Origin of the sequence: Arthrobacter sp. Y-9 (assembly GCF_029690065.1) — a bacterium.
GTDB lineage: Bacteria > Actinomycetota > Actinomycetes > Actinomycetales > Micrococcaceae > Arthrobacter_E.
Genome location: NZ_CP121463.1, coordinates 3,118,586 through 3,140,263 on the forward strand (window position 1 = coordinate 3,118,586; position 21,678 = coordinate 3,140,263).

General features: G+C 68.5%; 14 protein-coding genes and 1 pseudogene. 6 read left to right on the top strand and 9 right to left on the bottom strand.

Translation table 11 applies throughout. The features are described from left to right. Positions 1-83: 83 nt before the first annotated feature. Positions 84-1,664: an NCS1 family nucleobase:cation symporter-1 gene (locus P9849_RS14145; protein ID WP_278267364.1), complete on the bottom strand. Its 1,581-nt coding sequence runs from the start codon at positions 1,662-1,664 to the stop codon at positions 84-86. Positions 1,665-2,104: 440 nt separating this feature from the next. On the opposite strand from P9849_RS14145, the gene aceE reads away from it, so the two are divergent. Together aceE and nboR are read left to right on the top strand one after the other, a co-directional pair. Continuing rightward, positions 2,105-4,852: a pyruvate dehydrogenase (acetyl-transferring), homodimeric type gene (aceE, locus tag P9849_RS14150; protein WP_278267365.1), complete on the top strand. Its 2,748-nt coding sequence runs from the start codon at positions 2,105-2,107 to the stop codon at positions 4,850-4,852. A 103-nt stretch (positions 4,853-4,955) separates the two neighbouring features. Further along, complete coding sequence (gene nboR / locus P9849_RS14155) at positions 4,956-5,561, top strand: nicotine blue oxidoreductase (RefSeq protein WP_278267366.1); 606 nt, start codon at positions 4,956-4,958, stop codon at positions 5,559-5,561. A 122-nt stretch (positions 5,562-5,683) separates the two neighbouring features. Here nboR and P9849_RS14160 read toward each other — a convergent pair whose 3' ends face one another. The 5 genes and pseudogenes from P9849_RS14160 to P9849_RS14180 all read right to left on the bottom strand — a co-directional run bounded on the left by P9849_RS14160 (position 5,684) and on the right by P9849_RS14180 (position 12,910). Then, on the bottom strand, positions 5,684-8,470 hold the full coding sequence (locus tag P9849_RS14160; RefSeq protein WP_278269170.1) for a molybdopterin cofactor-binding domain-containing protein: 2,787 nt from the start codon (positions 8,468-8,470) through the stop codon (positions 5,684-5,686). Positions 8,471-8,650: 180 nt separating this feature from the next. After that, positions 8,651-9,478 (bottom strand): annotated as a pseudogene (locus P9849_RS14165) (FAD binding domain-containing protein); the annotation flags it as partial. 129 nt (positions 9,479-9,607) lie between these two features. Then, positions 9,608-10,762 carry an XdhC/CoxI family protein gene (locus P9849_RS14170; RefSeq protein ID WP_278267367.1) on the bottom strand — a complete coding sequence of 385 codons (1,155 nt, stop codon included), beginning with the start codon at positions 10,760-10,762 and terminating at the stop codon, positions 9,608-9,610. Positions 10,763-10,862: 100 nt separating this feature from the next. Further along, positions 10,863-12,410, bottom strand: coding sequence for an NCS2 family permease (locus P9849_RS14175; protein WP_278267368.1), 1,548 nt, complete (start codon positions 12,408-12,410; stop codon positions 10,863-10,865). A gap of 14 nt (positions 12,411-12,424) precedes the next feature. After that, positions 12,425-12,910 carry a nucleoside deaminase gene (locus P9849_RS14180; protein WP_278267369.1) on the bottom strand — a complete coding sequence of 162 codons (486 nt, stop codon included), beginning with the start codon at positions 12,908-12,910 and terminating at the stop codon, positions 12,425-12,427. A 391-nt stretch (positions 12,911-13,301) separates the two neighbouring features. On the opposite strand from P9849_RS14180, the gene P9849_RS14185 reads away from it, so the two are divergent. Next, entirely contained in the window at positions 13,302-14,651 is a 1,350-nt protein-coding gene (locus P9849_RS14185; protein WP_278267370.1) for an 8-oxoguanine deaminase, read from the top strand. Between the two features lie 155 nt (positions 14,652-14,806). Here P9849_RS14185 and P9849_RS14190 read toward each other — a convergent pair whose 3' ends face one another. Next, positions 14,807-15,016 (bottom strand): hypothetical protein, encoded by a 210-nt coding sequence (locus P9849_RS14190; protein WP_278267371.1) that lies wholly within the window; start codon positions 15,014-15,016, stop codon positions 14,807-14,809. Between the two features lie 411 nt (positions 15,017-15,427). Between P9849_RS14190 and pucL the strand changes: the two genes are divergently transcribed. Both pucL and P9849_RS14200 read left to right on the top strand, forming a co-directional pair. Then, positions 15,428-16,339 carry a factor-independent urate hydroxylase gene (pucL, locus tag P9849_RS14195; protein WP_144628066.1) on the top strand — a complete coding sequence of 304 codons (912 nt, stop codon included), beginning with the start codon at positions 15,428-15,430 and terminating at the stop codon, positions 16,337-16,339. Positions 16,340-16,613: 274 nt separating this feature from the next. Beyond that, entirely contained in the window at positions 16,614-18,083 is a 1,470-nt protein-coding gene (locus tag P9849_RS14200) for a nucleobase:cation symporter-2 family protein (protein ID WP_278267372.1), read from the top strand. Positions 18,084-18,164: 81 nt separating this feature from the next. Here the strand turns inward: P9849_RS14200 and P9849_RS14205 are convergent, their stop codons facing one another. Both P9849_RS14205 and P9849_RS14210 read right to left on the bottom strand, forming a co-directional pair. Next, entirely contained in the window at positions 18,165-19,100 is a 936-nt protein-coding gene (locus tag P9849_RS14205; protein ID WP_278267373.1) for a hypothetical protein, read from the bottom strand. A 134-nt stretch (positions 19,101-19,234) separates the two neighbouring features. Beyond that, on the bottom strand, positions 19,235-19,990 hold the full coding sequence (locus tag P9849_RS14210; protein WP_278267374.1) for an IclR family transcriptional regulator: 756 nt from the start codon (positions 19,988-19,990) through the stop codon (positions 19,235-19,237). Positions 19,991-20,218: 228 nt separating this feature from the next. Between P9849_RS14210 and P9849_RS14215 the strand changes: the two genes are divergently transcribed. Continuing rightward, the gene (locus P9849_RS14215) at positions 20,219-21,634 is read left to right on the top strand and encodes an NAD-dependent malic enzyme (protein WP_066216008.1); all 1,416 of its coding nucleotides are present in this window, start codon (positions 20,219-20,221) and stop codon (positions 21,632-21,634) included. Positions 21,635-21,678 lie beyond the last annotated feature (44 nt).

Below are 21,678 nucleotides of genomic sequence, written 5' to 3' on the forward strand. Positions count from 1 at the left end.
GATGCGGCGGGACGCGGATGGCGCGCCCCGCCGTCGTCTGTTATCGGTGTCTGCGGCTCTGTCGGTGAGTGGGAGCCGGCGGGCTAGTGCGTGCTCGCCACGGCGATCACTTCGCCGTCCGAGTCGAGGTAGCGGGCGCCGCGGTCCGCGATGAGGTAGTAGACCAGAGCGCCGATGCCTGCTCCGAAGAACCAGGCGAACGCCGCCAGGTGATCCAGCGCCGGGACGAAGGCGATCAGCACCGCCACGGCGGCGGCCACCAGGAGGGCCGTGATGGCCTTGGGGTTGAACCCGCGCTTGTAGAAGTACGGGCCCTGCTCATCCTCGGTGTACAGCTTGACCACTTCCACCTTGCCGCGACGGACCAGCCAGTAGTCCGCCATGACCACGCCGAACAGCGGGCCGAGGAGGGCGCCGAGGCCGCCGAGGAAGTACACGATGACGAACGGGTTGTTGTAGAGGTTCCACGGCAGGATGATCAGGCCGATGGTGCCACTGACCCAGGCGGCCCGGCGGAAGTCGAGGTGCTTGGGGAACAGATTGGTCAGCGCGTAGACCGGGGCCACGAAGTTGGCCATGAGGTTGACGGCCACGGTGAGGACCAGGAGGGCGAGGCAGGCCAGCACCAGCAGGAGGGTGTTGGGGATCAGCTGCACCACGTCGGACGGCGAGGTGATGAGGGTTCCGTTGATCTTGAACTGACCGCCGGCCAGGACCACCACGATGCCGCCGAAGAGGAGCATGTTGATCGGGATGCCCCAGAAGTTGCCCTTGACGATCGAACTCTTGCCCACGGCGTTGCGGGTGAAGTCGCAGAAGTTCAGGACGAAGGTTCCGTAGATGGAGACCCACAGGGCGCCACCGGCGAAGATGTTCCGCCAGGTCTCGCCGGCGTCCATGTGCTTGATGCCGTTGATCTCGATCGTGCCACCGGCCTGGACGAAGACCCAGATGGCCAGGGCGGCCATGGTCACGAGGATGATCGGTCCGGCGAACGCCTCGTACTTGCGGATCATCTCCATGCCGAAGCTGACGATCACGAGCTGGATGATCCAGAGGATGACGAAGGCGATCCAGCCGAGCGTGGACAGGCCGAGGATGTCATTCCGGTCCAGGGGCGCCAGCCCCGGGATCAGCTTGATGATCATGATCCGGAAGATCACCGAGGCGAGATAGGTCTGGATGCCGAACCAGGCGACCGCGACGGCGCCGCGCACCACGCTGGCGATCTGCGCGCCGCGGATGCCGAAGCTGATGCGGCTCATCACCGGGAACGGGACACCGGTCTTCTGCCCCATGAACCCCGAGAAGTTCAGCAGGAGGAACAGCAGGACCGCGCCGACGCCGAGCGCCAGCAGGATCTGCCAGGCGCCCATGCCCAGGGCGAAGAGGCCCACCGCGAAGGCGTAGTTGCCGAGGCTGTGCACATCGTTCGCCCAGAGGGTGAAGATGCTGTACGCGGTCCAGGTGCGTCCGGCCTTGCGGGTGGGGGCGAGGTCCTTGTTGTACAGCTGCGGGCTGAGTTCGACGCCGGTCAGCTCGGACATCCGGGGAAGGTCACCCGTGAAGTCGTGGTGATGGTGGTGGTGATGATCCGGTGTTTCCGGACCTGCCTGGGTCGCCACCGGGGTGGTGGGCTCGACGCCGCTGGGGTTCGTCTGCATGGGTGCTCCGTTTCGATGCTGACGGTTCCGCACCCGTCGGTCGCTGACTCCCCATTGGGTCGGCTTCCATAATGCGGAACTGATTTATTGAAGTATGGAATACAGAATATGGCCCGGATCACAGGCGGTCAATGGTTCCGCGGTGACCGCAGTCACATTTGGCATACCAGTCCGGCCACTCGGAGCGTCGCCCCTGGTGGGCGGCCGGGGGGCGGCGAGGTCCGGCCTGCCGGCCGGTCTCGAATGCGGGGCTGACGCCCCTCTGGTCGCGCTGACACCAGGCGAAGCGACCCGCACTGTCGCAATCCGAACGGTGGACGATTCCGTTGACGTTGGGCGGAGCGCCCGATAATCTCGATAGACAAAATTATTTTTTCGCATGTCGGAAAGACGTTGCCATCGCGACGCCAGCCCAACCATTCGATGAAGAGAGGTCCCCTGTGGCTGCTGAAGAAATCACGCCCTCCATCCTGAGTACGCTCACGAACAACCTGCCGGACTCGGATCCCGAGGAGACCGGCGAATGGGTTGAATCGTTCGACGCCCTGGTGCGTGAGCAGGGCACGGAGCGCGCTCAGTTCGTCATGCGCTCCCTGCTGCAGCGGGCCGGGGCCCAGTCCGTGGGCGTCCCCATGGTCACGACCACCGACTACGTGAACACCATCCCGGCCGACCAGGAACCCGAGTACCCGGGTAACGAGGAGTACGAGCGCGCCTACCGCCGCGCCATGCGGTGGAACGCCGCAATCATGGTGCACCGCGCGCAGCGGGCCGACATCGGCGTCGGCGGCCACATCTCCACCTACGCCGGCGCGGCGACCCTGTACGAGGTCGGCTTCAACCACTTCTTCCGCGGCAAGGACCACCCGGGCGGCGGCGATCAGGTGTTCTTCCAGGGACATGCCTCCCCCGGCATGTACGCCCGGGCGTTCATGGAAGGCCGCCTCTCGGAGGAGGATCTGGACGGATTCCGGCAGGAGAAGTCCAAGGAGGGCCACGCGCTCTCCTCGTATCCGCACCCCCGCCTGATGCCCCACTTCTGGGAGTTCCCCACGGTCTCCATGGGCATCGGCCCCATGAACGCCATCTACCAGGCGCAGGCGAACCGCTATCTCCAGGACCGCGGCCTCAAGGACACGAGCGACCAGCAGGTCTGGGCCTTCCTGGGCGACGGTGAGATGGACGAGCCGGAGAGCCGCGGGCTCCTCCAGCTCGCGGCCAACGAGGGGCTCGACAACCTCAACTTCGTCATCAACTGCAACCTCCAGCGCCTCGACGGCCCGGTGCGCGGCAATGGCAAGATCATGCAGGAACTTGAGGCGTTCTTCCGCGGCGCGGGCTGGAACGTCATCAAGGTCGTCTGGGGCCGCGAGTGGGACGACCTGCTGGCGAAGGACCGGGACGGTTCGCTGGTGAACATCATGAATGACACCGTCGACGGTGACTACCAGACGTTCAAGGCGGAGAACGGCGCCTTCATCCGCGAGCACTTCTTCGGGCGCAGCGCGCAGACGAAGGAACTGGTCTCCGATCTCACCGACGACCAGATCTGGAACCTCAAGCGCGGCGGCCACGACTACCGCAAGGTCTACGCGGCCTACAAGGCTGCCACCGAGTTCAAGGGCAAGCCGACCGTCATCCTCGCGAAGACCGTCAAGGGCTACGGCCTGGGCGCGCACTTCGAGGCCCGCAACGCCACCCACCAGATGAAGAAGCTGACGATGGAGGACCTCAAGGCCTTCCGCGATCTGCTCCGCATCCCGATCAGCGACGAGGTCCTCGAGAAGGACCTGTACCGCCCGCCGTACTACCACCCGGGCACCGACGCCCCCGAGATCCAGTACATGATGGAGCGCCGCGCGGCTCTGGGCGGTTCCGTCCCCGAACGCCGTCCGGACCACGTGCCGGTGACGCTCCCGGACGCGAAGTCCTACGAGGTCGCCAAGAATGGATCCGGCAAGCAGAAGGCCGCCACCACCATGGCCTTTGTCCGCATGCTCAAGGATCTCCTCCGGGACAAGGACTTCGGCAAGCGCTTGGTCCCTGTGGTCCCGGACGAGTCCCGCACCTTTGGCATGGACGCCTTCTTCCCGACGGCCAAGATCTACAACCCCAAGGGCCAGAACTACCTGTCCGTGGACCGCGAACTGGTGCTCGCCTACAAGGAGTCCCCGCTCGGCCAGCTGATCCACCCCGGGATCAACGAGGCCGGCGCAGTCGCCGCGTTCACCGCCGCAGGGACCGCCTATGCCACGCACGGCCAGCCCCTGGTGCCGATCTACGTCTTCTACTCGATGTTCGGTTTCCAGCGCACCGGCGACTCCTTCTGGGCCGCAGCGGACCAGATGACGCGCGGCTTCATCATCGGCGCCACCGCCGGCCGCACCACGCTCACCGGCGAGGGGCTCCAGCACGCCGACGGCCACTCGCCGCTGCTCGCGAGCACGAACCCCGCCGTCGTGACGTATGACCCGGCGTACGGCTACGAGATCGCGCACATCTTCCACGACGGCCTGGAGCGCATGTACGGCCCGGACTCCGAGGACCGCAATCTCATGTACTACCTCACGGTGTACAACGAGCCCATCACCCAGCCGGCCGAGCCGGAGAACCTCGACGTCGAGGGCGTCCTCAAGGGCATCTACAAGCTCTCCACCGCGGAGGACGCGGACGGCAAGCCGCGCGCCCAGATCCTCGCCTCGGGCGTCTCCGTCCCGTGGGCCCTGGACGCCCAGCGGATCCTCGCCGAGCACTGGGGCGTGGCGGCCGACGTCTGGAGCGTCACGAGCTGGAACGAACTGCGCCGCGACGGCCTGGCCGCGGAGGAGCACGGTTTCCTGAACCCGGGCGAGGAGCAGCGGGTGCCGTTCGTGACCCGGCAGCTCGAGGGCGCAGAGGGTCCCGTGGTCGCCGTGTCCGACTACATGAAGGCCGTGCCGGACCAGATCCGCCAGTTCATCCCGAACGAGTACGGCGTGCTCGGCGCGGACGGCTTCGGCTTCTCCGACACCCGCCAGGCCGCGCGCCGCTTCTTCAAGAACGACACCCACTCCGTGGTGGTCAAGACCCTGCAGATGCTCGCCCGCCAGGGCAAGGTCGACCCGCAGGCCCCGGCCCAGGCGATCGAGAAGTACAGCCTCCTCGACGTGACCGCCGGAACCACGGGAGGCGCGGGCGGCGACGCCTGATCCTCCTGACGCGACCGACGCGCCGAGACGCCAGAAGGTGCCCGTATCCACAAGGAATACGGGCACCTTTCGGCGTCTCGCGGGAAGGACTTAGGGTGTCAGCATGACCCCGAGCACAGCGGCCACGGCCGTACTCCTCGCCGCGGGCGCCGGGACCCGTCTGGGCCTCGGGCCCAAGGCGCTGCTGCGCCGCCACGGCACTCCCCTGGTGGATCACCTCGCGGCCGTGCTGCGCGACGGCGGCTGCCAGGGCGTCGTCGTGGTGCTGGGAGCGGAGGCCGGGCGGGTGCGCGAGGAGGCCGCGCTGACGGACTGCGCCGTCGTGGTCAACGAGGACTGGTCCCGCGGCATGGGTGGCTCGCTGAAGACCGGGCTCGCGGCCGTGCCGCCAGGCCATCACGCGCTCGTCGCCCTGGTGGACCAGCCCGCGCTCACCGCGGAAACCGTCGCCGCGCTGCTGGCCACACACCGGCCGGGACGGGTGACCGCCGCGGCGTACCCCGATGCGTCGGGCGCCCTGAAACGAGGGCACCCCGTGCTGTTCGACGCTTCGCTGCTGACCGCCGTCGCGGACTCAGCCCACGGCAACGCCGGGGCGCGAGACTTCCTCAGGGCGCATCCGGAGCTGGTGGACCTGGTCGACTGCCAGGCCTGGGGCGACGGACGGGACGTGGACACCCCGGCGGACCTGCCGTTGCTGGAACGCTGACCGCCGGGACCTGACAGCCGAGCCGTGAAAGCGCCGAGCCGTGAAAGCACAGTGGGCCCGGGACCTGAGGTCCCGGGCCCACACGCGCCACTCACACGGCGCCGTCTACACCAGCGTCAGACTTACACCAGCGTCAGACCCGCCTCCTTGAGCCCCAGGTACACGGCGTCCTGGGTCAGCGGGAGCGTGCTGAACCGGACTCCCGTCGCCTGCCGGATCGCGTTGGCCAGGGCCGGAGCCACCGGGTTGAACGGGCTCTCGCTCATGGACTTGGCGCCCAGCGGGCCCGTGGAATCCTCGGTCTCGGCGAAGTACACCTCGCTCCGTGGGGTGTCCGCGAAGGTCGGGATGTGGTACTGCCGCAGGATGTCGGTGTAGACGCGACCGGAGTCGTCGATCCGCACCGCCTCGTACAGCGCCGCACCCAGTGCCTGCGCGATCCCGCCCTCCACCTGACCCCGGCACTGGCGCGGATTGACGACCTTGCCGGCGTCGGCGGCCTGAACGCTCTGGAGGATGCGGATCTCGCCCGTCACGCGGCTGACCGCCACCCGGAAGCCGTGCACATTGAAGGCGACGGAACGTGGCGTGCCGCCCCATTCGCCGTCGGCCACCAGGGACAGCCCGCGCTCGACGGCGGCGGCGTGCAGCCGCTCGAGGCTCACCGTCCCGCCGGGGTGGGCGACGCCGTCGGGCCCCAGGACGCAGTCCTCCACCGGGACGCCCAGCAGGTCGGCGCCCAGCGTGCGGAGCCGCCCAGCGAGCTCCGTGGCCGCCGCGAGCGTCGCCTTGCCCGCCACCACGGTCCCCGTGGACCCGAAGGCCCCGGTGTCATGCCGGGTGTTCGCCGTGTCCGCCTGGCGGTAGTCGACCGCGTCGGTGCTGGTGCCGAGCGCTTCGGCCGCGAGCTGGGTGTGCACGGTGGTGGTGCCGTTGCCGAATTCGGCCGTCCCGAACTCCACGAAGTACCGGCCGCCGGCCCCGAGGGAGACCCGGCTGTGCGAGAAGTGCCCGCGCGGCGGGACCGTGTCGATCATGGACAGCGCGCTCCCCTCCCCCACGAGCCATTCTTCGCCGAGTTCCGCGCCGAACGACGCTTCCCGTTCGGCGCCGCGGCGCAGCGCGTCCTCGGCGAGCTGCACGCACTGGTCCAGACCGTAGCTGCCGTAGAGCACGTCCTCCTCGGGTTCGCTGTGCGAGGAGAGCATGGGGTCGCCCTTCCGGACCATGTTCTTCCGGCGGAACTCCCAGGGGTCCATGCCGATCCCGTGCGCCAGCTCGTCCATGGCGGACTCGACCGCGAAGATCATCTGGCTGAGACCGTAGCCGCGGAAGGCGCCGGAGGGCAGGGTGTGGGTGTAGACGGCCTGCGCGTCGAGCCGCTTGTTGGCGCAGTTGTAGACCGCCACCGACTCGCCGCAGCCGTGGAACATGACGCCCGGGCCGTGGTTGCCGTACGCCCCGGTGTTCGTCAGGACCTTGAGCTGGAGCGCCGTCAGCGTGCCGTCCCGGCGGGCCGCGGCCTTGAGCCGGATGTGGAACGGGTGGCGTGTGGTGGTGGCCGTGAACTGCTCGGACCGCGTGAATTCGAGCTGCACGGGCACCCCGAGTTCCAGGGTGGCCAGTGCGGCGAGGTCCTCCGTGATGACCTCCTGCTTCCCGCCGAAACCGCCGCCGACACGGCCTGTCAGGACCCGGACGCTGTCCCGCGGCCGGTCGAAGATCCGGGCCAGGGTGCGCTGCGCCAGGAACGGCACCTGCGTGGAGGAGCGCACCGTGAGCACGCCGTCCTCCACCCAGGCGATGGAGCAGTGGGTCTCCAGCGCCACGTGCTGGACACGATGGGTGCGGTACTCCTGCTCGTGGACGACGTCCGCCGTAGCGAACGCGGCGTCCACGTCCCCCAGCTCGGAGTGGAGCTCGGCCAGGACGTTGTCCTGCGGCCGGGAGATCCGGGCGACGGCGCCGTCCTTCTCCCCATGCACCGTCGGCGCCCCGGGGAGGATCGCCTCCTCCGGCGTGAACACGGCGGGCAGCACCTCGTACTCGACCTCGAGAGCCCGGACACCCGCTTCGGCGGCCTGGACGGAATCGGCGACGACGGCGGCCACGCGCTGCCCGACGAACCGCACCACGGTGTCCAGCATGCGCATGTCATCCGGGTCGTCCTCCACCAGTTCGTGCTGCGCGGTGGAGTAGAGGAGGTCCGGGACGTCCTCGTGCGTGAAGACCCGCACGACGCCGGGCACGGCCAGGGCGGCCGACGCGTCGATCGAGACGATCCGGGCATGGGCGTGCGGCGAGCGCAGGAGCTTCATGTGCAGCAGTCCCGGGAAGTCCGCGGGATCCGTGTCCAGGGTGTACTTGACCTGGCCTGTGACGACTCCCGGCCCGGCCGGGGCGGGGACGTTGTCCCCCATGCCGCCGCTGTGACCGCGGTTCTCGCCGTCGGCGTCGCCCCGGATCGCGTCCTCGATGGCCCGGTAGCCGGTGCAGCGGCAGAGGTTGCCCTTCAGATTCCGGGGCAGGTCCTGCTTCTGCTCCTCGGAGAAGGTGGCGCTGGTCATGATCATGCCCGCCGTGCAGAAGCCGCACTGGAAGCCCTGCGTCTCCAGGAACTGGCGCTGCATCGGGTGGAGGGCGCCGGCTTCACCCGGGGCGGCGTCGTGGTCGCCGTGACCATGCGAGCAGGTGGCGGCGAGGCCCTCGATGGTCGTCACCTCGTGGCCTCCGGCGAGCGCGGCCGGGTAGAGGCACGAATGCACGGGCTTGCCGTCGACGTGCACGGTGCAGGCGCCGCAGTCGCCGCCGTCGCAGCCCTTCTTCACGCCGGTGTTGCCCTGTTCGCGCAGGAAGGTCCGGAGGCACTGCCCCGCGCGCGGCTCGGCCGTGGCGGGGGCGCCGTTGATGACGACGGCGCCCGCCCCTTCCGCGACCCGCCCCTCCGCTGAAACAGTGGGTTTCCGCTGAGACAGTGTGTTTAGATCACTGTCTGATGGGAAATCCACTGTTTCGGCGAGGGGCGCAGGGGGCCAGAAGTCACCGGACACGACGACGCCGTTCCCACCGTCCCCGGTCGCTGCACCGCCCAGCTCGGCCAGGATCTCGCGGGCCAGCCGGTGGGTCATGTCCCGTCGCCATTCGGGGAGTCCGTGGATGTCGTCATGCCAGCGGCTCTCCGGGATTGCCGCCTTGAGGTCACGGGTGAGCGTGGCCGCGTCCGGGAACGCGGGGATCCCCCGTTCGTCCGAGTACCGCAGCTGAACGGGCCGCTTCGTGGACGCCGTGATCGTCAGGACGAAGGTCCCATCCTCGTCCAGGCGCCCGATCAGCAGCACGCCGGACCGGCCGAGCTTGCTGAGCGAGAGGCGCCGGAACGCCACCCGGGCGCGCAGGGCCTTCGCGGGCAGGAAGACGCTCCGCAGCAGTTCCCCGGGGGCCAGGACGTTCCGCGCGTCGCCGGTCACGAAGTCGGCGACCGGCACCCGCCGCGACGTCCCGTCCGGGGAGAGGATCAGCGCGACGCCGTCGAGCCCCGCGGTCAGGGAGATCATGGGACCGGCGGGCAGCGAGGTGCAGAGGTTGCCGCCCAGGGTGGACATGTTCCAGATCTTGAAGGACGCCACGAAGGAATCGCAGGCGGGACGGAACAGCGTGAGGCCCGGCCAGTCGGCACGGCCGGCCAGTTCGCCGGGCAGCGCGTACACGCGGGCCACCGTGCACGTGGCGGCGAGTTCGAGCCCGTCCTCGTGCACGGTCACCGGCTCCCAGCCGGCGTCGTGCAGACTCAACAGCCTCTTCAGGGTGCTGCTCCCGTAGGAGTACAGGACCGTCCCGCCGGCCAGCCACGCATCCCCGTCACGCCACTGCGCCGGGTCGGCTGTGGGCACCACCTGCTCGATGGTGTTCATGTCCATGTCGTCCTCCTTACTGCGATGCCCCGGCCTCGGGACGGTGCTTCGTCGCGCCGTCCCGCCGCCGGCGGCAGGGTCTTTCCGATGTGCCGGCCGTGAGGGCACGGCCTGGTGAGCTGGTCTGTGATGTGGTCAGTGATGCAGGGGTCCGCTCCCCCGCGAGAGAGAACCTGCGGTCCCGGGCGCGCCGTGCAGGACTCCCACCAGCTCCGCGGCGATCGACACCGCGACCTCCGCCGGGGTGACGGCGCCGAGGTCCAGTCCGATGGGTGAATGCAGCCGGTCCAGGAGACCCGGTTCCAGCCCCTGCTCCACGAGGGACGCGCGGCGCTGCCGGTCGCTGCGCCGCGACCCGAGGGCCCCGACATAGGCCAGGTCGAGGCGCAGCGCGGTGAGCAGCAGGGGGACGTCGAACTTGGGATCGTGGGAGAGGACGAACAGCACACTGCGTTCGTCCAGCAGCCCCTCCCCGGCCTGGCGTTCCAGGTAACGGTGCGGCCAGGTGCGCTCCACGGCGTCGGCCGGGGCGAACCGCGTCTGAGCCGCGAACCCGGCCCGGGCGTCGCACAGGGTGACGTGGAAGCCCAGGAGTTTCAGAACGGGGAGAAGAGCCTCGGAGAAGTCGTTCGCCCCGACCACGACGGCCCGCGGCGCGGGGAGCCGGCTTTCCACGAACAGCTCCAGCGGGCGCGTGCCGGCCTCACCGTCGTGGCAGCCTTCGGGCGGCGCCACCCGGACGAGCCCGGAGCGGCCCTGCCGGAGCAGCGGCTCCACCTGGGTGCGTGCCCGGGCCAGGAGTTCCTCCTGGATCGGCTCGGGTGCGCCCTCCAGACCGAGCAGGCCCACCCAGGCCTCCCGGGCGATGCCGGCCCCCGACGACGGCGCGGCCAGCGGCACTGCGGGCGCGCCGTCGTCGTCGAGGCGGCGCAGCAGGGCCACCGGCGCGGAGGCGAGAGCCATCCGCTCGGGCTCGCTGAGCCGGCTCAGATGGATCTCCAGTTCGCCACCGCAGGTGAGCCCCACCGCGAACGCGTCCTCGGCGCTGTAGCCGAAGCGTTCACGACGGGTCCCGCCGCCGGACAGGACCTCCTGCGCCGCGGCGACCACGGCGCCCTCGACGCAGCCTCCGGAGAGACTGCCGAGGATGCCCCCTCCCGCGGCGACGAGCATGGACGTCCCCGCAGGGCGCGGTGTGGAACCGCTCGTGGCCACGATGGTGGCCACCACCAGGTCCTCGCCGTCGCGGGCGGGGGCCCAGCCGTCGAAATGCCGTCCGAGTTCCAGCACCGCGCTCCTCCTTTCCTCGAGATTCCTTCTCACGTGCGGGGCGTCCGACGCCGGTGCGCCGGATGTTCCTGTCAGGATGCCCCCTGCGGGGCGGATCCCGTCAGACGCCCATCAGCGTGTTGATCGGGCCGCGGGCGAAGTAGACCAGGAATCCCGCGGTCACCACCCACATGAGCCAGTGGACCTTGCGCGCCTTCCCGGAGGCTGTGGCGACCACGGTCCAGGAGATGAAGCCCGCGCCGATGCCGTTCGCGATCGAGTAGGTGAGCGGCATGGTCACGATGGTCAGGAACGCGGGCAGGGCCACGGAGAACTTGTCCATCCGGATCTCGCGGATCTGGGACATCATGAGCGCGCCCACCACCACGAGTGCCCCGGCCGCCACTTCGAGCGGGACCACGGACGTCAGCGGGGTCAGGAACATCGAGCCGATGAACAGCAAGCCCGTGACGATCGACGCGAGGCCGGTGCGGGCGCCTTCGCCGATGCCGGCGGCCGAGTCGATGTAGACGGTGTTCGAGGAGCCACTGTTGAGGCCACCCGCCACCGCGCCGAAGCCTTCCACGATGAAGGCGCTCTTCAGCCGCGGGAACGTGCCGTCCTTGTAGGACAGCCCCGCGCTCTTCGCCAGGCCGGTCATGGCCCCCATGGCGTCGAAGAAGTTGGTGAAGACCAGGGTGAAGATGAGCATGGTCGCGGCCAGGCCCCCGATGCGGCCGAACGCTCCGAAGAAGTCGACCTGACCGACCAGGGAGAGGTCCGGCACGGAGACCAGCTGTCCCGAGATGACCGGGGTGTTCAAGTGCCAGCCACCGGGGTTGTCGGGACCGGCGGCGCCGATGTGGAAGACCTGCTCCGCCACGACCGCCAGGATGGTCGCCACGACGATCCCGATCAGGAGACCGCCCTGCACCTTGCGCGCCACGAGGACGCTCATGAGGAGCAGCCCGATGATGAACACGAGCGTGGGGATGGTGGCGATGGACCCATCGGTGCCGAGCTGGACCGGCGGTCCGCCCGGAGTGCGGGTCACGAAGCCGGAGTCCACGAAGCCGATGAAGGCGATGAACAGACCGATGCCGACCGTGATGGCCGCCTTCAGTTCCTTGGGCACGGCCTTGAAGATGGCCGTCCGGGCGCCGGTGATGCCGAAGAGGACGATCAGGATGCCGTTGATGACCACGAGACCCATGGCTTCGGGCCAGGTGACCTCGTGGATGACCGAGACGGCGAGGAACGAGTTGATGCCGAGACCCGCGGCGAGGCCGAACGGCAGCCGGGCCACGAGACCGAAGATGATGGTCATGACGCCGGCGGTCAGGCCGGTGACGGCCCCGACCTGGAGGGCGGGAAGCCACCCGCCGGCGACGTCCCGCGGGGCGCGGTCCGCCGAGAAGCCGCCCAGGATGAGCGGGTTGAGCACCACGATGTAGGCCATGGTGAAGAAGGTGACCACGCCGCCGCGGATCTCACGGGCCACCGTGGAGCCGCGCCGGGTGATTTCGAAGAAGCGGTCCAGGGGGCTCGTGCCGCCCGGGGCTCCGCCGGTCTGGGCGGGCCCGCCGAAGGGTCCGGCTTTCCTGCCCCGTGCGCTGGTGTTCCCTGAATTCCCGCCTTGAGTACCGGACTGGGTTGAGGTGATGGACATCGGGGACGCCTCCCTCAGTAATCGATCCGGGAGTCGAGCGTGTTCCAGGTGGTGAAGGGGTCCATGCGCTGGGGGCCTTCGGGGTCCAGCTCGGCCCGGACCACGGGCATGATGCCCCGGGTCTCCGGCTTGTCGAAGTAGTCGTAGAAGACGGCGTCGTCGAAGCCCGCGGAGGCCGCGTCATGGCGGTCCGCCGCGAAGACCACGCGGGAGACGCGGGCCCAGAGGGCGGAGGCGAGGCACATGGGGCACGGCTCGCAGCTCGTGTAGAGGGTGGCGCCGCTGAGGTCGAAGGTGCCGAGCGCCGCACAGGCGGTGCGGATGGCGGTGACCTCGGCGTGGGCCGTGGGATCGTTGGTGGCGGTGACGCGGTTGACGCCGTCGAAGCGGTGACCGTCGGAGGTGACGATCAGGGCGCCGAACGGGCCTCCGTTGTTGAGGACGTTGTCTGTGGCCAGCTGGACTGCGGCGGCCAATTCCTTGGTGGCGGTGGTGCTCATCTCAGAGACTCCCTTGCGAAGGCTGGATCCGGCCACGCGAAAGCCACTGAGAGCTGCGCGGGCTTCGTCGACCAGGATCCAACGTTGTGCTGTGAAGGATATGTTGTAACGCCTGGTAGATAGCGTCCCGTGTTCGGGGTGCCCGCCTTTGGCAGGAACGAATCTAGCAGAGGACCTGTGAGCTGCGCCACACTTTTTTGAAATTTGATTTCCGCCTTGCGGAACACCGTGGCTGAGCTGGGAAGACGCCGCCGGTTTGGCGGTCCCGCGCTCTCAGCGAGACGGTCATGATTGACCGCGAACCGGCCCGGCCCTACTCTGAGGACACCTGGATCAGCAGACAGGCCATAACTGAGCTGGCACACATTCCCCGCACGGAAGGACGCCAGCCATGAGCCGGATCTGGATCAAGAACCCCCTCGCCGCCTTCACCGCCACGGAGCAGGATGCCGGCGGCGGCATCGTCATCGAGGACGGCGTGATCGCCGAGATCCTCGCTTCGGGCCAGAGCCCCGCGACGCCGGTCGATGAGACGTTCGACGCCTCGGCCCACGTCGTCACGCCGGGCCTGATCAACACGCACCACCACTTCTACCAGACGCTCACGCGCGCCTGGGGGCCGGCCGCGAACGCCAAACTGTTCCCCTGGCTGAAGAACCTCTATCCGGTCTGGGCGCGGCTCACCCCGGAAAGTCTGGAGCTCGCCGTCACCGCCGCTCTGGCGGAGCTGCTCCTCTCCGGCTGCACGACGGCGGCGGACCACCACTACGTCTTCCCCGCCGGCCTCGACGACGCCATCGACATCGAAGCCGGCGCAGTCCGCGGCCTCGGCATGCGCGCCACCCTCACCCGCGGCTCCATGACGCTCGGCGAGAAGGACGGCGGGCTCCCGCCGCAGAGCGTGGTCCAGGACGGCGACGCGATCCTGGCGGACGCCGAGCGGCTGATCGACACCTATCACTCCACCGCCCGCGACGCCGACCTCCACATCGCGCTCGCCCCCTGCTCGCCGTTCTCGGTCACGCGGGAGATCATGACGGAGAGCGCCGACCTCGCCGCACGCCGCGGAGTCCGGCTGCACACCCACCTCGCCGAGACCCTCGACGAGGAGGACTTCTGCCGGGAGATGTTCGGTCTGCGCACCGTGGACTACCTCGAAAGCGTCGGCTGGCTGGGGCCGCAGAGCTGGCTCGGCCACGGCATCCACTTCGACGACGCCGAGGTGGCCCGGCTGGGAGCCGCGGGCACCGGCGTCGCGCACTGCCCGACGTCGAACATGCGCCTCGCCTCCGGCATCGCCCGCGTGGTCGAGCTGGAGGACGCCGGAGCCCCCGTGGGCCTCGGCGTGGACGGTTCGGCGAGCAACGACGCGTCGAACATGATCCAGGAGGCCCGGCAGGCCCTCTATCTGCAGCGGCTGCGCTACGGCGCGGACATCCCGGTGGAGCGCGCACTCGGCTGGGCGACGCTTGGATCGGCGCGGGTGCTCGGACGGGAGGCCGATCTGGGTTCCCTCGAGGTGGGCAAGCAGGCCGACCTCGTGTTCTTCCGCCTCGACGGACTCCGTTTCTCCGGCAGCCACGATCCGCTCGCGGCCCTGCTGCTCTGCGGCGCGGACCGGGCCGACCGCGTCATGGTCGGCGGACAGTGGCGCGTGGTGGACGGCGAGATCCCGGGCCTGGATCTGGAGGACCTCATCCGTCGGCACAGCGCGGCCGCGCGACGGATCATCTCCGCCTGACGGCGACAACAGAAGAACCCCCGGGCGTCATCGACCGGGGGCTCTCTGGGTTCGGGGGCGGAGTTCAGACTCTTCATTCAGCGCGACGGCGGCCGGGCCACCGTCGCGCTCACTGGAGTCGCGCTCATAAGAGCTGAGCGTCAGGAACCGGCGCCTCAGGAACCGGAGGCGGGCTTGCGGAAGAAGGGCAGACCCCTGACCCAGCGGTTGGCGGCGCGGCCCTTGGCAGCCTCCGCTTCGCGGGCCCGGCGATAGGCCGGCAGGCAGAAGTCGGGATCGGTGCCGCCGAGCGGCAGGTAGAACTCCTGAGTGCGGGCCTGCGCCGCGAGTTCGTGAATCCGGGTGGTGCTGCTGCGATCCTGCATGATCTACTCCTTACCTTTCGCCCAGGGTCCGCACCGAGCGGACGATCCGTAGCTGATGTTCCGCTTACTTCCGTATTGCGGAAGAACTTTTCTGTTCTGCGAAAAGTCTACGGAGCAGTCCTGGGGGCGTCAAGACCCCCCTCGGGGACGTCATCGACCGCCACTGTCACAATCGCCACTTTTGAATCAGTCGGAAAATGTGATTTACAACACCGGAAACCCGGGTCTAGGATGATTCTCAATTCGTGACGCAGATCACGAATACCTGAGAGCAGCAGGCAGGGTCGTAATGAGCTGGCATCCACGGATGTCGGCTCATTTTTTTGTGCCGGGATCCGCCAACAGGCGCCGCATGGCGCACGACACGACAACGGTGGACTGAGCATCCATCAGGAAAGTTGGGACAAGACCATGAGCAACAACATCGTCCTCGGCAAGAATCAGTACGGCAAGGCGGAGAACCGCGTCGTCAAGATCACCCGCGACACGGACCGCCACGAGATCGAGGATCTCAACGTCACCTCGCAGCTCCGCGGCGACTTCACCGCGGCGCACATCGACGGCGACAACGCCCACGTGGTCCCCACCGACACCCAGAAGAACACCGTCTTCGCCTTCGCCCGTGACGGCATCGGCTCCCCCGAGGAATTCCTCATCCGCCTGGCCAACCACTTCACCGGTGAGTTCGAGTGGGTCACGGGCGGCCGCTGGGAGGCCGAGCAGTTCGCCTGGGAGCGCATCCTCGCCGGCGGTGAGGAGCACAACCACTCCTTCGTCCGCAAGGGCCAGGAAGTGCGCAACGCCGTCGTCACCAAGGACGGCGACGACCTCTACGTCATCTCGGGTCTGAACGACCTCACGGTCCTCAAGTCCACCCAGTCCGGCTTCGTGGGCTACCCGAAGGACAAGTACACCACCCTGCAGGAGACCACGGACCGCATCCTGGCCACCGACGTCTCGGCCCGCTGGCGCTACCGCAACGACGCCGTCGCCGAGGGTGGCATCGACTACAACGCCACCTACGAGTCCGTGAAGGCCCTCCTCCTGGAAGGCTTCTCCGAGGAGTACTCCTACGCGCTGCAGCAGACCCTGTTCCAGATGGCGCAGAAGGTCTTCGCGGCACACCCGGAGATCGACGAGCTGCGGTTCTCCACCCCGAACAAGCACCACTTCGTGGTGGACCTGTCCCCGTTCGGTCTCGACAACCCCGGCGAGGTCTTCTACGCCGCGGACCGCCCGTACGGCCTGATCGAGGCCAACTTCGAGCGCGAGACCATCTCCGACCCGGGCAACGCCTGGGACGGCATCGTCGGCTTCTGCTGATCCCCTGACTCGCCCGGGCTGCGCGCCACCAGCGCCCCTCGTGCCTGCTCTGCACCGAGGCGGCCGCGAGCGCAGCCCGGGTGACACCCCCTCCCGGAGCGCACCCACCCGGCGACCCGGCGTCGTCGTTCCCTTGATCTTGTGACCGCTTCCGGCAATGGCGCCGGAACCCCGCCACACCACCTTCCCAGGCCCCCGGTGCCCCCACCGATGCCGGCCGATCGCCGCAACGCCGCGGCACCCCATCAATCATTAGGCAGACAGGAAGTCTGAAATGAGTGCAACAACCGTCAAACCCACCACCCGGCCGGAGGATGAGCGCCTCTCCCTCGGCAGCACCTTCGCGTACGGATTCCAGCACGTCCTCACCATGTACGGCGGGATCATCGCGCCGCCGCTCGTCATCGGCCAGGCCGCGGGCCTCAAGCCCGACGAGATCGGCGTCCTGATCGCCAGCTGTCTCTTCATGGGCGGCGCGGCGACCCTCCTCCAGACCCTCGGCATCAAGTTCTTCGGTTCGCAGCTCCCGCTGGTGCAAGGCGTGTCCTTCGCGGGCGTCGCCACCATGGGCGCGATCGTCTCCCAGGGCGGCGGCCTCCCGGCCGTGTTCGGCTCGGTGATCGTGGCCTCGATCATCGGTCTCGTGATCGCGCCGCTCTTCTCGCAGATCCTGCGCTTCTTCCCGCCGGTGGTGACCGGCACCGTGATCACCACCATCGGCCTCACGCTGATGCCGGTGGCCGCCAACTGGGTCATGGGCGGCAACGCCAAGGCCGACAACTACGGCAGCATGGCCAACGTCGGGCTCGCGGGCCTCACCTTCGTGATCGTCCTGGTCCTCTCCAAGGTCGGCAGCGCCACCATCTCCCGCCTCTCGATCCTGCTGGCCATGGTGATCGGCACGATCATCGCCGTGTTCACGGGCCAGGCCAACTTCTCCAATGTGGGCAACGGACCGATCTTCGCGTTCCCGACCCCGTTCGCCTTCGGCCTGCCGACGTTCAACGTGGCCGCCATCATCTCTATGTTCATCGTGATCCTGGTGACGCTGACCGAGACCAGCGCGGACATCATCGCCGTCGGTGAGATCGTCGGCACCAAGGTGGACCGCAAGCGCGTGGCCGACGGCCTCCGTGCCGACATGATCTCCAGCGCCGTCTCCCCGGTGTTCGGCTCCTTCACCCAGAGCGCCTTCGCCCAGAACGTGGGTCTGGTGGCCATCACGGGCATCAAGAGCCGCTTCGTGGTCAGCGCCGGCGGTGTCATCCTGATCGTCCTCGGCCTGCTCCCGGTCATGGGCCGCGTGGTGGGCGCCGTGCCCATGCCGGTCCTCGGCGGTGCGGGCATCGTCCTCTTCGGCACGGTGGCCGCCTCCGGCATCCGCACCCTGTCCACGGTGGACTACAAGGGCAACATGAACCTCATCATCGTGGCGTCCTCGCTGGGCTTCGGTCTGCTGCCGGTGGTCAAGCCGGACATCTACCACGCCTTCCCGGACTGGTTCGTGACGATCTTCCACTCCGGCATCAGCTCCGCCGCCCTCATGGCGATCCTGCTGAACCTCCTGTTCAACTACTTCAAGACCGGCAACTCCAAGAACTCCTCGGTGTTCGTGGCCGGCACGGACCGCGTCCTCACCCCGCAGGACCTCCGCGGCCTGCGGGAAGGCGACCGCTTCGAGAACGGCAAGCTGATCGACTGCGACGGCAAGGAAGTCAAGGTCGAATCCGGCGGGGCCCACTAGCGCTCCCCCTCCTTCACGCGAACCGCCACTAGGTGCCCTTATCCGCCTCGGATTCGGGCACCTAGTGGCGGTTCGCGTGCGTCAGCGGCGCCAACCGGCCGTCCACAGCGCATTCCGGATCACGACGACGGCGCGGGGCCGCTCGCCGTCGAGGTCGCCCTTCTTGAGCCGCACCTCCGTCCACCCTGCGGCCTGCGTCCTCCGCTGCCTTTCGATGTCGCGGGCGTACTGGTCGACCGCGTCGTGAACGGCCCCGTCGTACTGGATGGACAGCCGCCACGCGGGATAACTCAGATCCGGCCACGCCACCGGTCGGCCCGTGGAATCCCGGATGGGCGAGTTCAGTTCCGGCTCGGGGAGGCCGGCATCGAGGATGGCGAGGCGGAGCCGGCTCTCCGGAGGGGAATCGGCCCCGACCCTGGCGAGATCCAGCGCGAGACGGGCCGTCCGGACCCCTCGCTTGCCAGGATGCCTCCGCACCACGGCCCGGAGTTCGGATAGGGGCACCCATGCTGAGCGGTGGTACGGATGCTCGTCGGGGTGCGCGCAGATGAGCCGGTCCGCGATCGGCACGAGTTCCTCAACATCCAGGTACTCCGCGAGGTCCAGGAACGTCCGGGCCGGCGAAGTGAGCCGGAGCCCTTCGTGACCGACGATCTCTCCCGGCGCGAAGGTCAGCTCACGCCCGACGACATTGGCGCGTCGCGGGCGGTTGACCCCTCGGGGATGGGCGATTCTGATGCGCCAGTCACCCAGCACGCGCCATGGCAGGGGAAACTCCCAGACACGAGCGGCACTGAAATCCACCAGCGTCGCCCGGGGATCGAGCTCGCAATACGCCCGCAGAGCAGCGATCGGCCCGGAGGCGGGGTGAGCGGGGATGCGGATTCCTCGGGACACCCGCACCAGGTCCCCGGCCCGCGTCCTCTTGCGGGATACGCCGAGAGCATCGGCATGGTGGACGGAGAAGGACCCCTGGGCGAGCTGCGCAGGCAACGGTGTGGGGCGACGAGGCATGCCTCATTCTGTCGACCCGGGCGATTTCTCGCAGAGGTTATCCACAGCCCACACGCGAACCGCCATTAGGTGCCCCTATCCGGCAGGAATACGGGCACCTAATGGCGGTTCGCGTAGGGGGGAAACGGGAGGGGTCAGACCCGGTTGAACTCCCGGGACAGGGCCTGGGCGGCCTCCGTCAGCATCGGGACGGCCCGCTCGGAGAACGCCTGGTCCACGCGGGTGATCGGGCCCGAGACCGAGATCGCGCACGGGGTCGGCGCGTTCGGCACGGCCATGGCGAAGCACCGCACGCCGAGCTCCTGCTCCTCCTCGTCGATCGAGTAGCCGCGTTCGCGGATCAGGGCGAGGTCGTCCAGCAGGGCCTCGATGGAGCCCAGGCTCTTGACGGTCGGCGTCGGCATCCCGGCGCGCTGCACGATCCCGCGCACCGTCTCGTCGTCGAGCTGGGCGAGGATCGCCTTGCCCACACCGGTCGCGTGCATATGCGCGCGACGGCCCACTTCCGTGAACATGCGCATGGCGTGCGGCGACGGCACCTGGGCGACGTAGATGATCATGTCCGTGTCCAGCACCGCCATGTTCGCGGTCTCGCCGAGACGGTCCACGAGGAACTTGAGCTGCGGGCGCGCGACGGCGCCGAGCTGCATCGAGGCCGCCTCGCCGAGCCGGATGAGCCGCGGGCCGAGGGCGTAGCGCCGGTTGGGCAGCTGCCGGATGTAGCCGAGCGACACGAGGGTCCGCAGGAGCCGGTGGATCGTGGGCAGTGGCAGATCCGTGGAGGAGGACAGCTCACTGAGCGTCACGTCTCCGCCCGCATCAGTGATGAGTTCCAGCAGTTCAAAGACGCGTTCCACGGACTGAACTCCGCCTGAGGTCTTCTCCGCCATCTCAACTCCTTCCCGCTTCGTTGCGTATGGTGCGGTACCGTCCGGTAAATCTTATCCGCATAGTGGAAAGAGCCGTGGACCGTCTGCCTACCATCCAACAGTTAGAAACGGTCCAGAAGCAAGAGCAATTGCTCTTGTCTTTCCACTTTGTAGAGAATAATATCCATAATACGAAAACATCTCGCGGGAGGCTGACGCTCCGCGGGCCCAACACTGGAGGAGAATTCAATGGCGAATCCCAGCCCCGGAAATTCCATCACCCTGCGGGTCGAGGCCCCTTCGAGCTTCACCGCGACCAGCGAACTGGCCGCCGCCGTCGGCAACGCCGGCGCAGCCGTCACGGCACTGGACGTGGCGGAATCGCACCACAACACCATCGTCGTCGACGTCACCTGCAACACCACGGATGACGAGCACGCCAAGCGCGTCGAAGCCGCCCTGAACGCCCTCGACGGCGTCAAGGTCCTCCACGTCTCGGACCGCACCTTCCTCATGCACCTCGGCGGCAAGCTCGAGGTGGTCCCGAAGGTCCCGCTCCGCAACCGTGACGACCTGTCCCGCGCCTACACGCCCGGCGTCGCCCGCGTCTGCATGGCGATCGCCGAGGATCCCTCCGCCGCCCGCAACCTGACGGTCAAGCGCAACACGGTCGCCGTGGTGACCGACGGCTCCGCCGTCCTGGGCCTCGGGAACATCGGCCCGGCCGCCGCCCTGCCCGTCATGGAAGGCAAGGCCGCCCTGTTCAAGCAGTTCGCCAACGTCGACGCCTGGCCGGTCTGCCTGGACACCCAGGACACCGAGGAGATCATCCGCACCGTCAAGCTCCTGGCGCCCGTCTTCGGCGGCGTGAACCTCGAGGACATCGCCGCTCCCCGCTGCTTCGAGATCGAAGCCCGCCTGCGCGACGAGCTCGACATCCCGGTCTTCCACGACGACCAGCACGGCACCGCGATCGTCACCCTCGCCGCCCTCGTCAACGCCCTGCGCGTGGTGGGCAAGAAGATCGAGGACGTCAAGATCGTGGTTTCGGGCGTCGGCGCCGCAGGATCCGCCATCATCCAGCTCCTCAAGGCCCAGGGCGCGCAGCACATCATCGCCGCCGGCCGCTCCGGCGCCATCCACAAGGGTGAGAGCTACGACGACCACCACCGCACGTGGATCGCCACCAACACCAACGAGGAAGGCTTCTCCGGCAGCCTCCACGACGCGCTCGTGGGCGCCGACGTCTTCATCGGCGTCTCCGCTCCGAACATCCTCGCCGAGGAGCACGTGGCCTCGATGGCCGACGACGCGATCGTCTTCGCCATGGCCAACCCGACCCCCGAGGTGGACCCGGTCGTCGCGTCCAAGCACGCCGCCGTCGTCGCCACCGGGCGCAGCGACTTCCCGAACCAGATCAACAACGTGCTGGCCTTCCCGGGCCTGTTCCGCGGTCTTCTGGACGCCGGGGCCAGCGACATCACGCCGGACATGCTCGTCGCGGCCGCCGAGGCCATCGCCAACCGCGTGGCGGATGATGAACTCAACGCCAGCTACATCATCCCGAGCATCTTCGATCTTCAGGTGACCAAGGACGTCGCCGCGGCCGTCGCCGCTGCCGCCCACGCCAATTCGGCCGCTGCTGAGGCAGTGGCAGCCCTCTGACCGGCTGGGTAATCCAGCACTCGCCGTCCGGCCCCGCGGGGCCG

Coding starts and splice junctions, on each gene's coding strand:
- P9849_RS14145 (WP_278267364.1), bottom strand. CDS start 1,664: ATGCAGACGAACCCCAGCGGCGTCGAGCCCACCACCCCGGTGGCGACC.
- nboR (WP_278267366.1), top strand. CDS start 4,956: ATGACCCCGAGCACAGCGGCCACGGCCGTACTCCTCGCCGCGGGCGCC.
- P9849_RS14175 (WP_278267368.1), bottom strand. CDS start 12,410: ATGTCCATCACCTCAACCCAGTCCGGTACTCAAGGCGGGAATTCAGGG.
- P9849_RS14180 (WP_278267369.1), bottom strand. CDS start 12,910: ATGAGCACCACCGCCACCAAGGAATTGGCCGCCGCAGTCCAGCTGGCC.
- P9849_RS14185 (WP_278267370.1), top strand. CDS start 13,302: ATGAGCCGGATCTGGATCAAGAACCCCCTCGCCGCCTTCACCGCCACG.
- P9849_RS14190 (WP_278267371.1), bottom strand. CDS start 15,016: ATGCAGGATCGCAGCAGCACCACCCGGATTCACGAACTCGCGGCGCAG.
- pucL (WP_144628066.1), top strand. CDS start 15,428: ATGAGCAACAACATCGTCCTCGGCAAGAATCAGTACGGCAAGGCGGAG.
- P9849_RS14200 (WP_278267372.1), top strand. CDS start 16,614: ATGAGTGCAACAACCGTCAAACCCACCACCCGGCCGGAGGATGAGCGC.
- P9849_RS14205 (WP_278267373.1), bottom strand. CDS start 19,100: ATGCCTCGTCGCCCCACACCGTTGCCTGCGCAGCTCGCCCAGGGGTCC.
- P9849_RS14210 (WP_278267374.1), bottom strand. CDS start 19,990: ATGGCGGAGAAGACCTCAGGCGGAGTTCAGTCCGTGGAACGCGTCTTT.
- P9849_RS14215 (WP_066216008.1), top strand. CDS start 20,219: ATGGCGAATCCCAGCCCCGGAAATTCCATCACCCTGCGGGTCGAGGCC.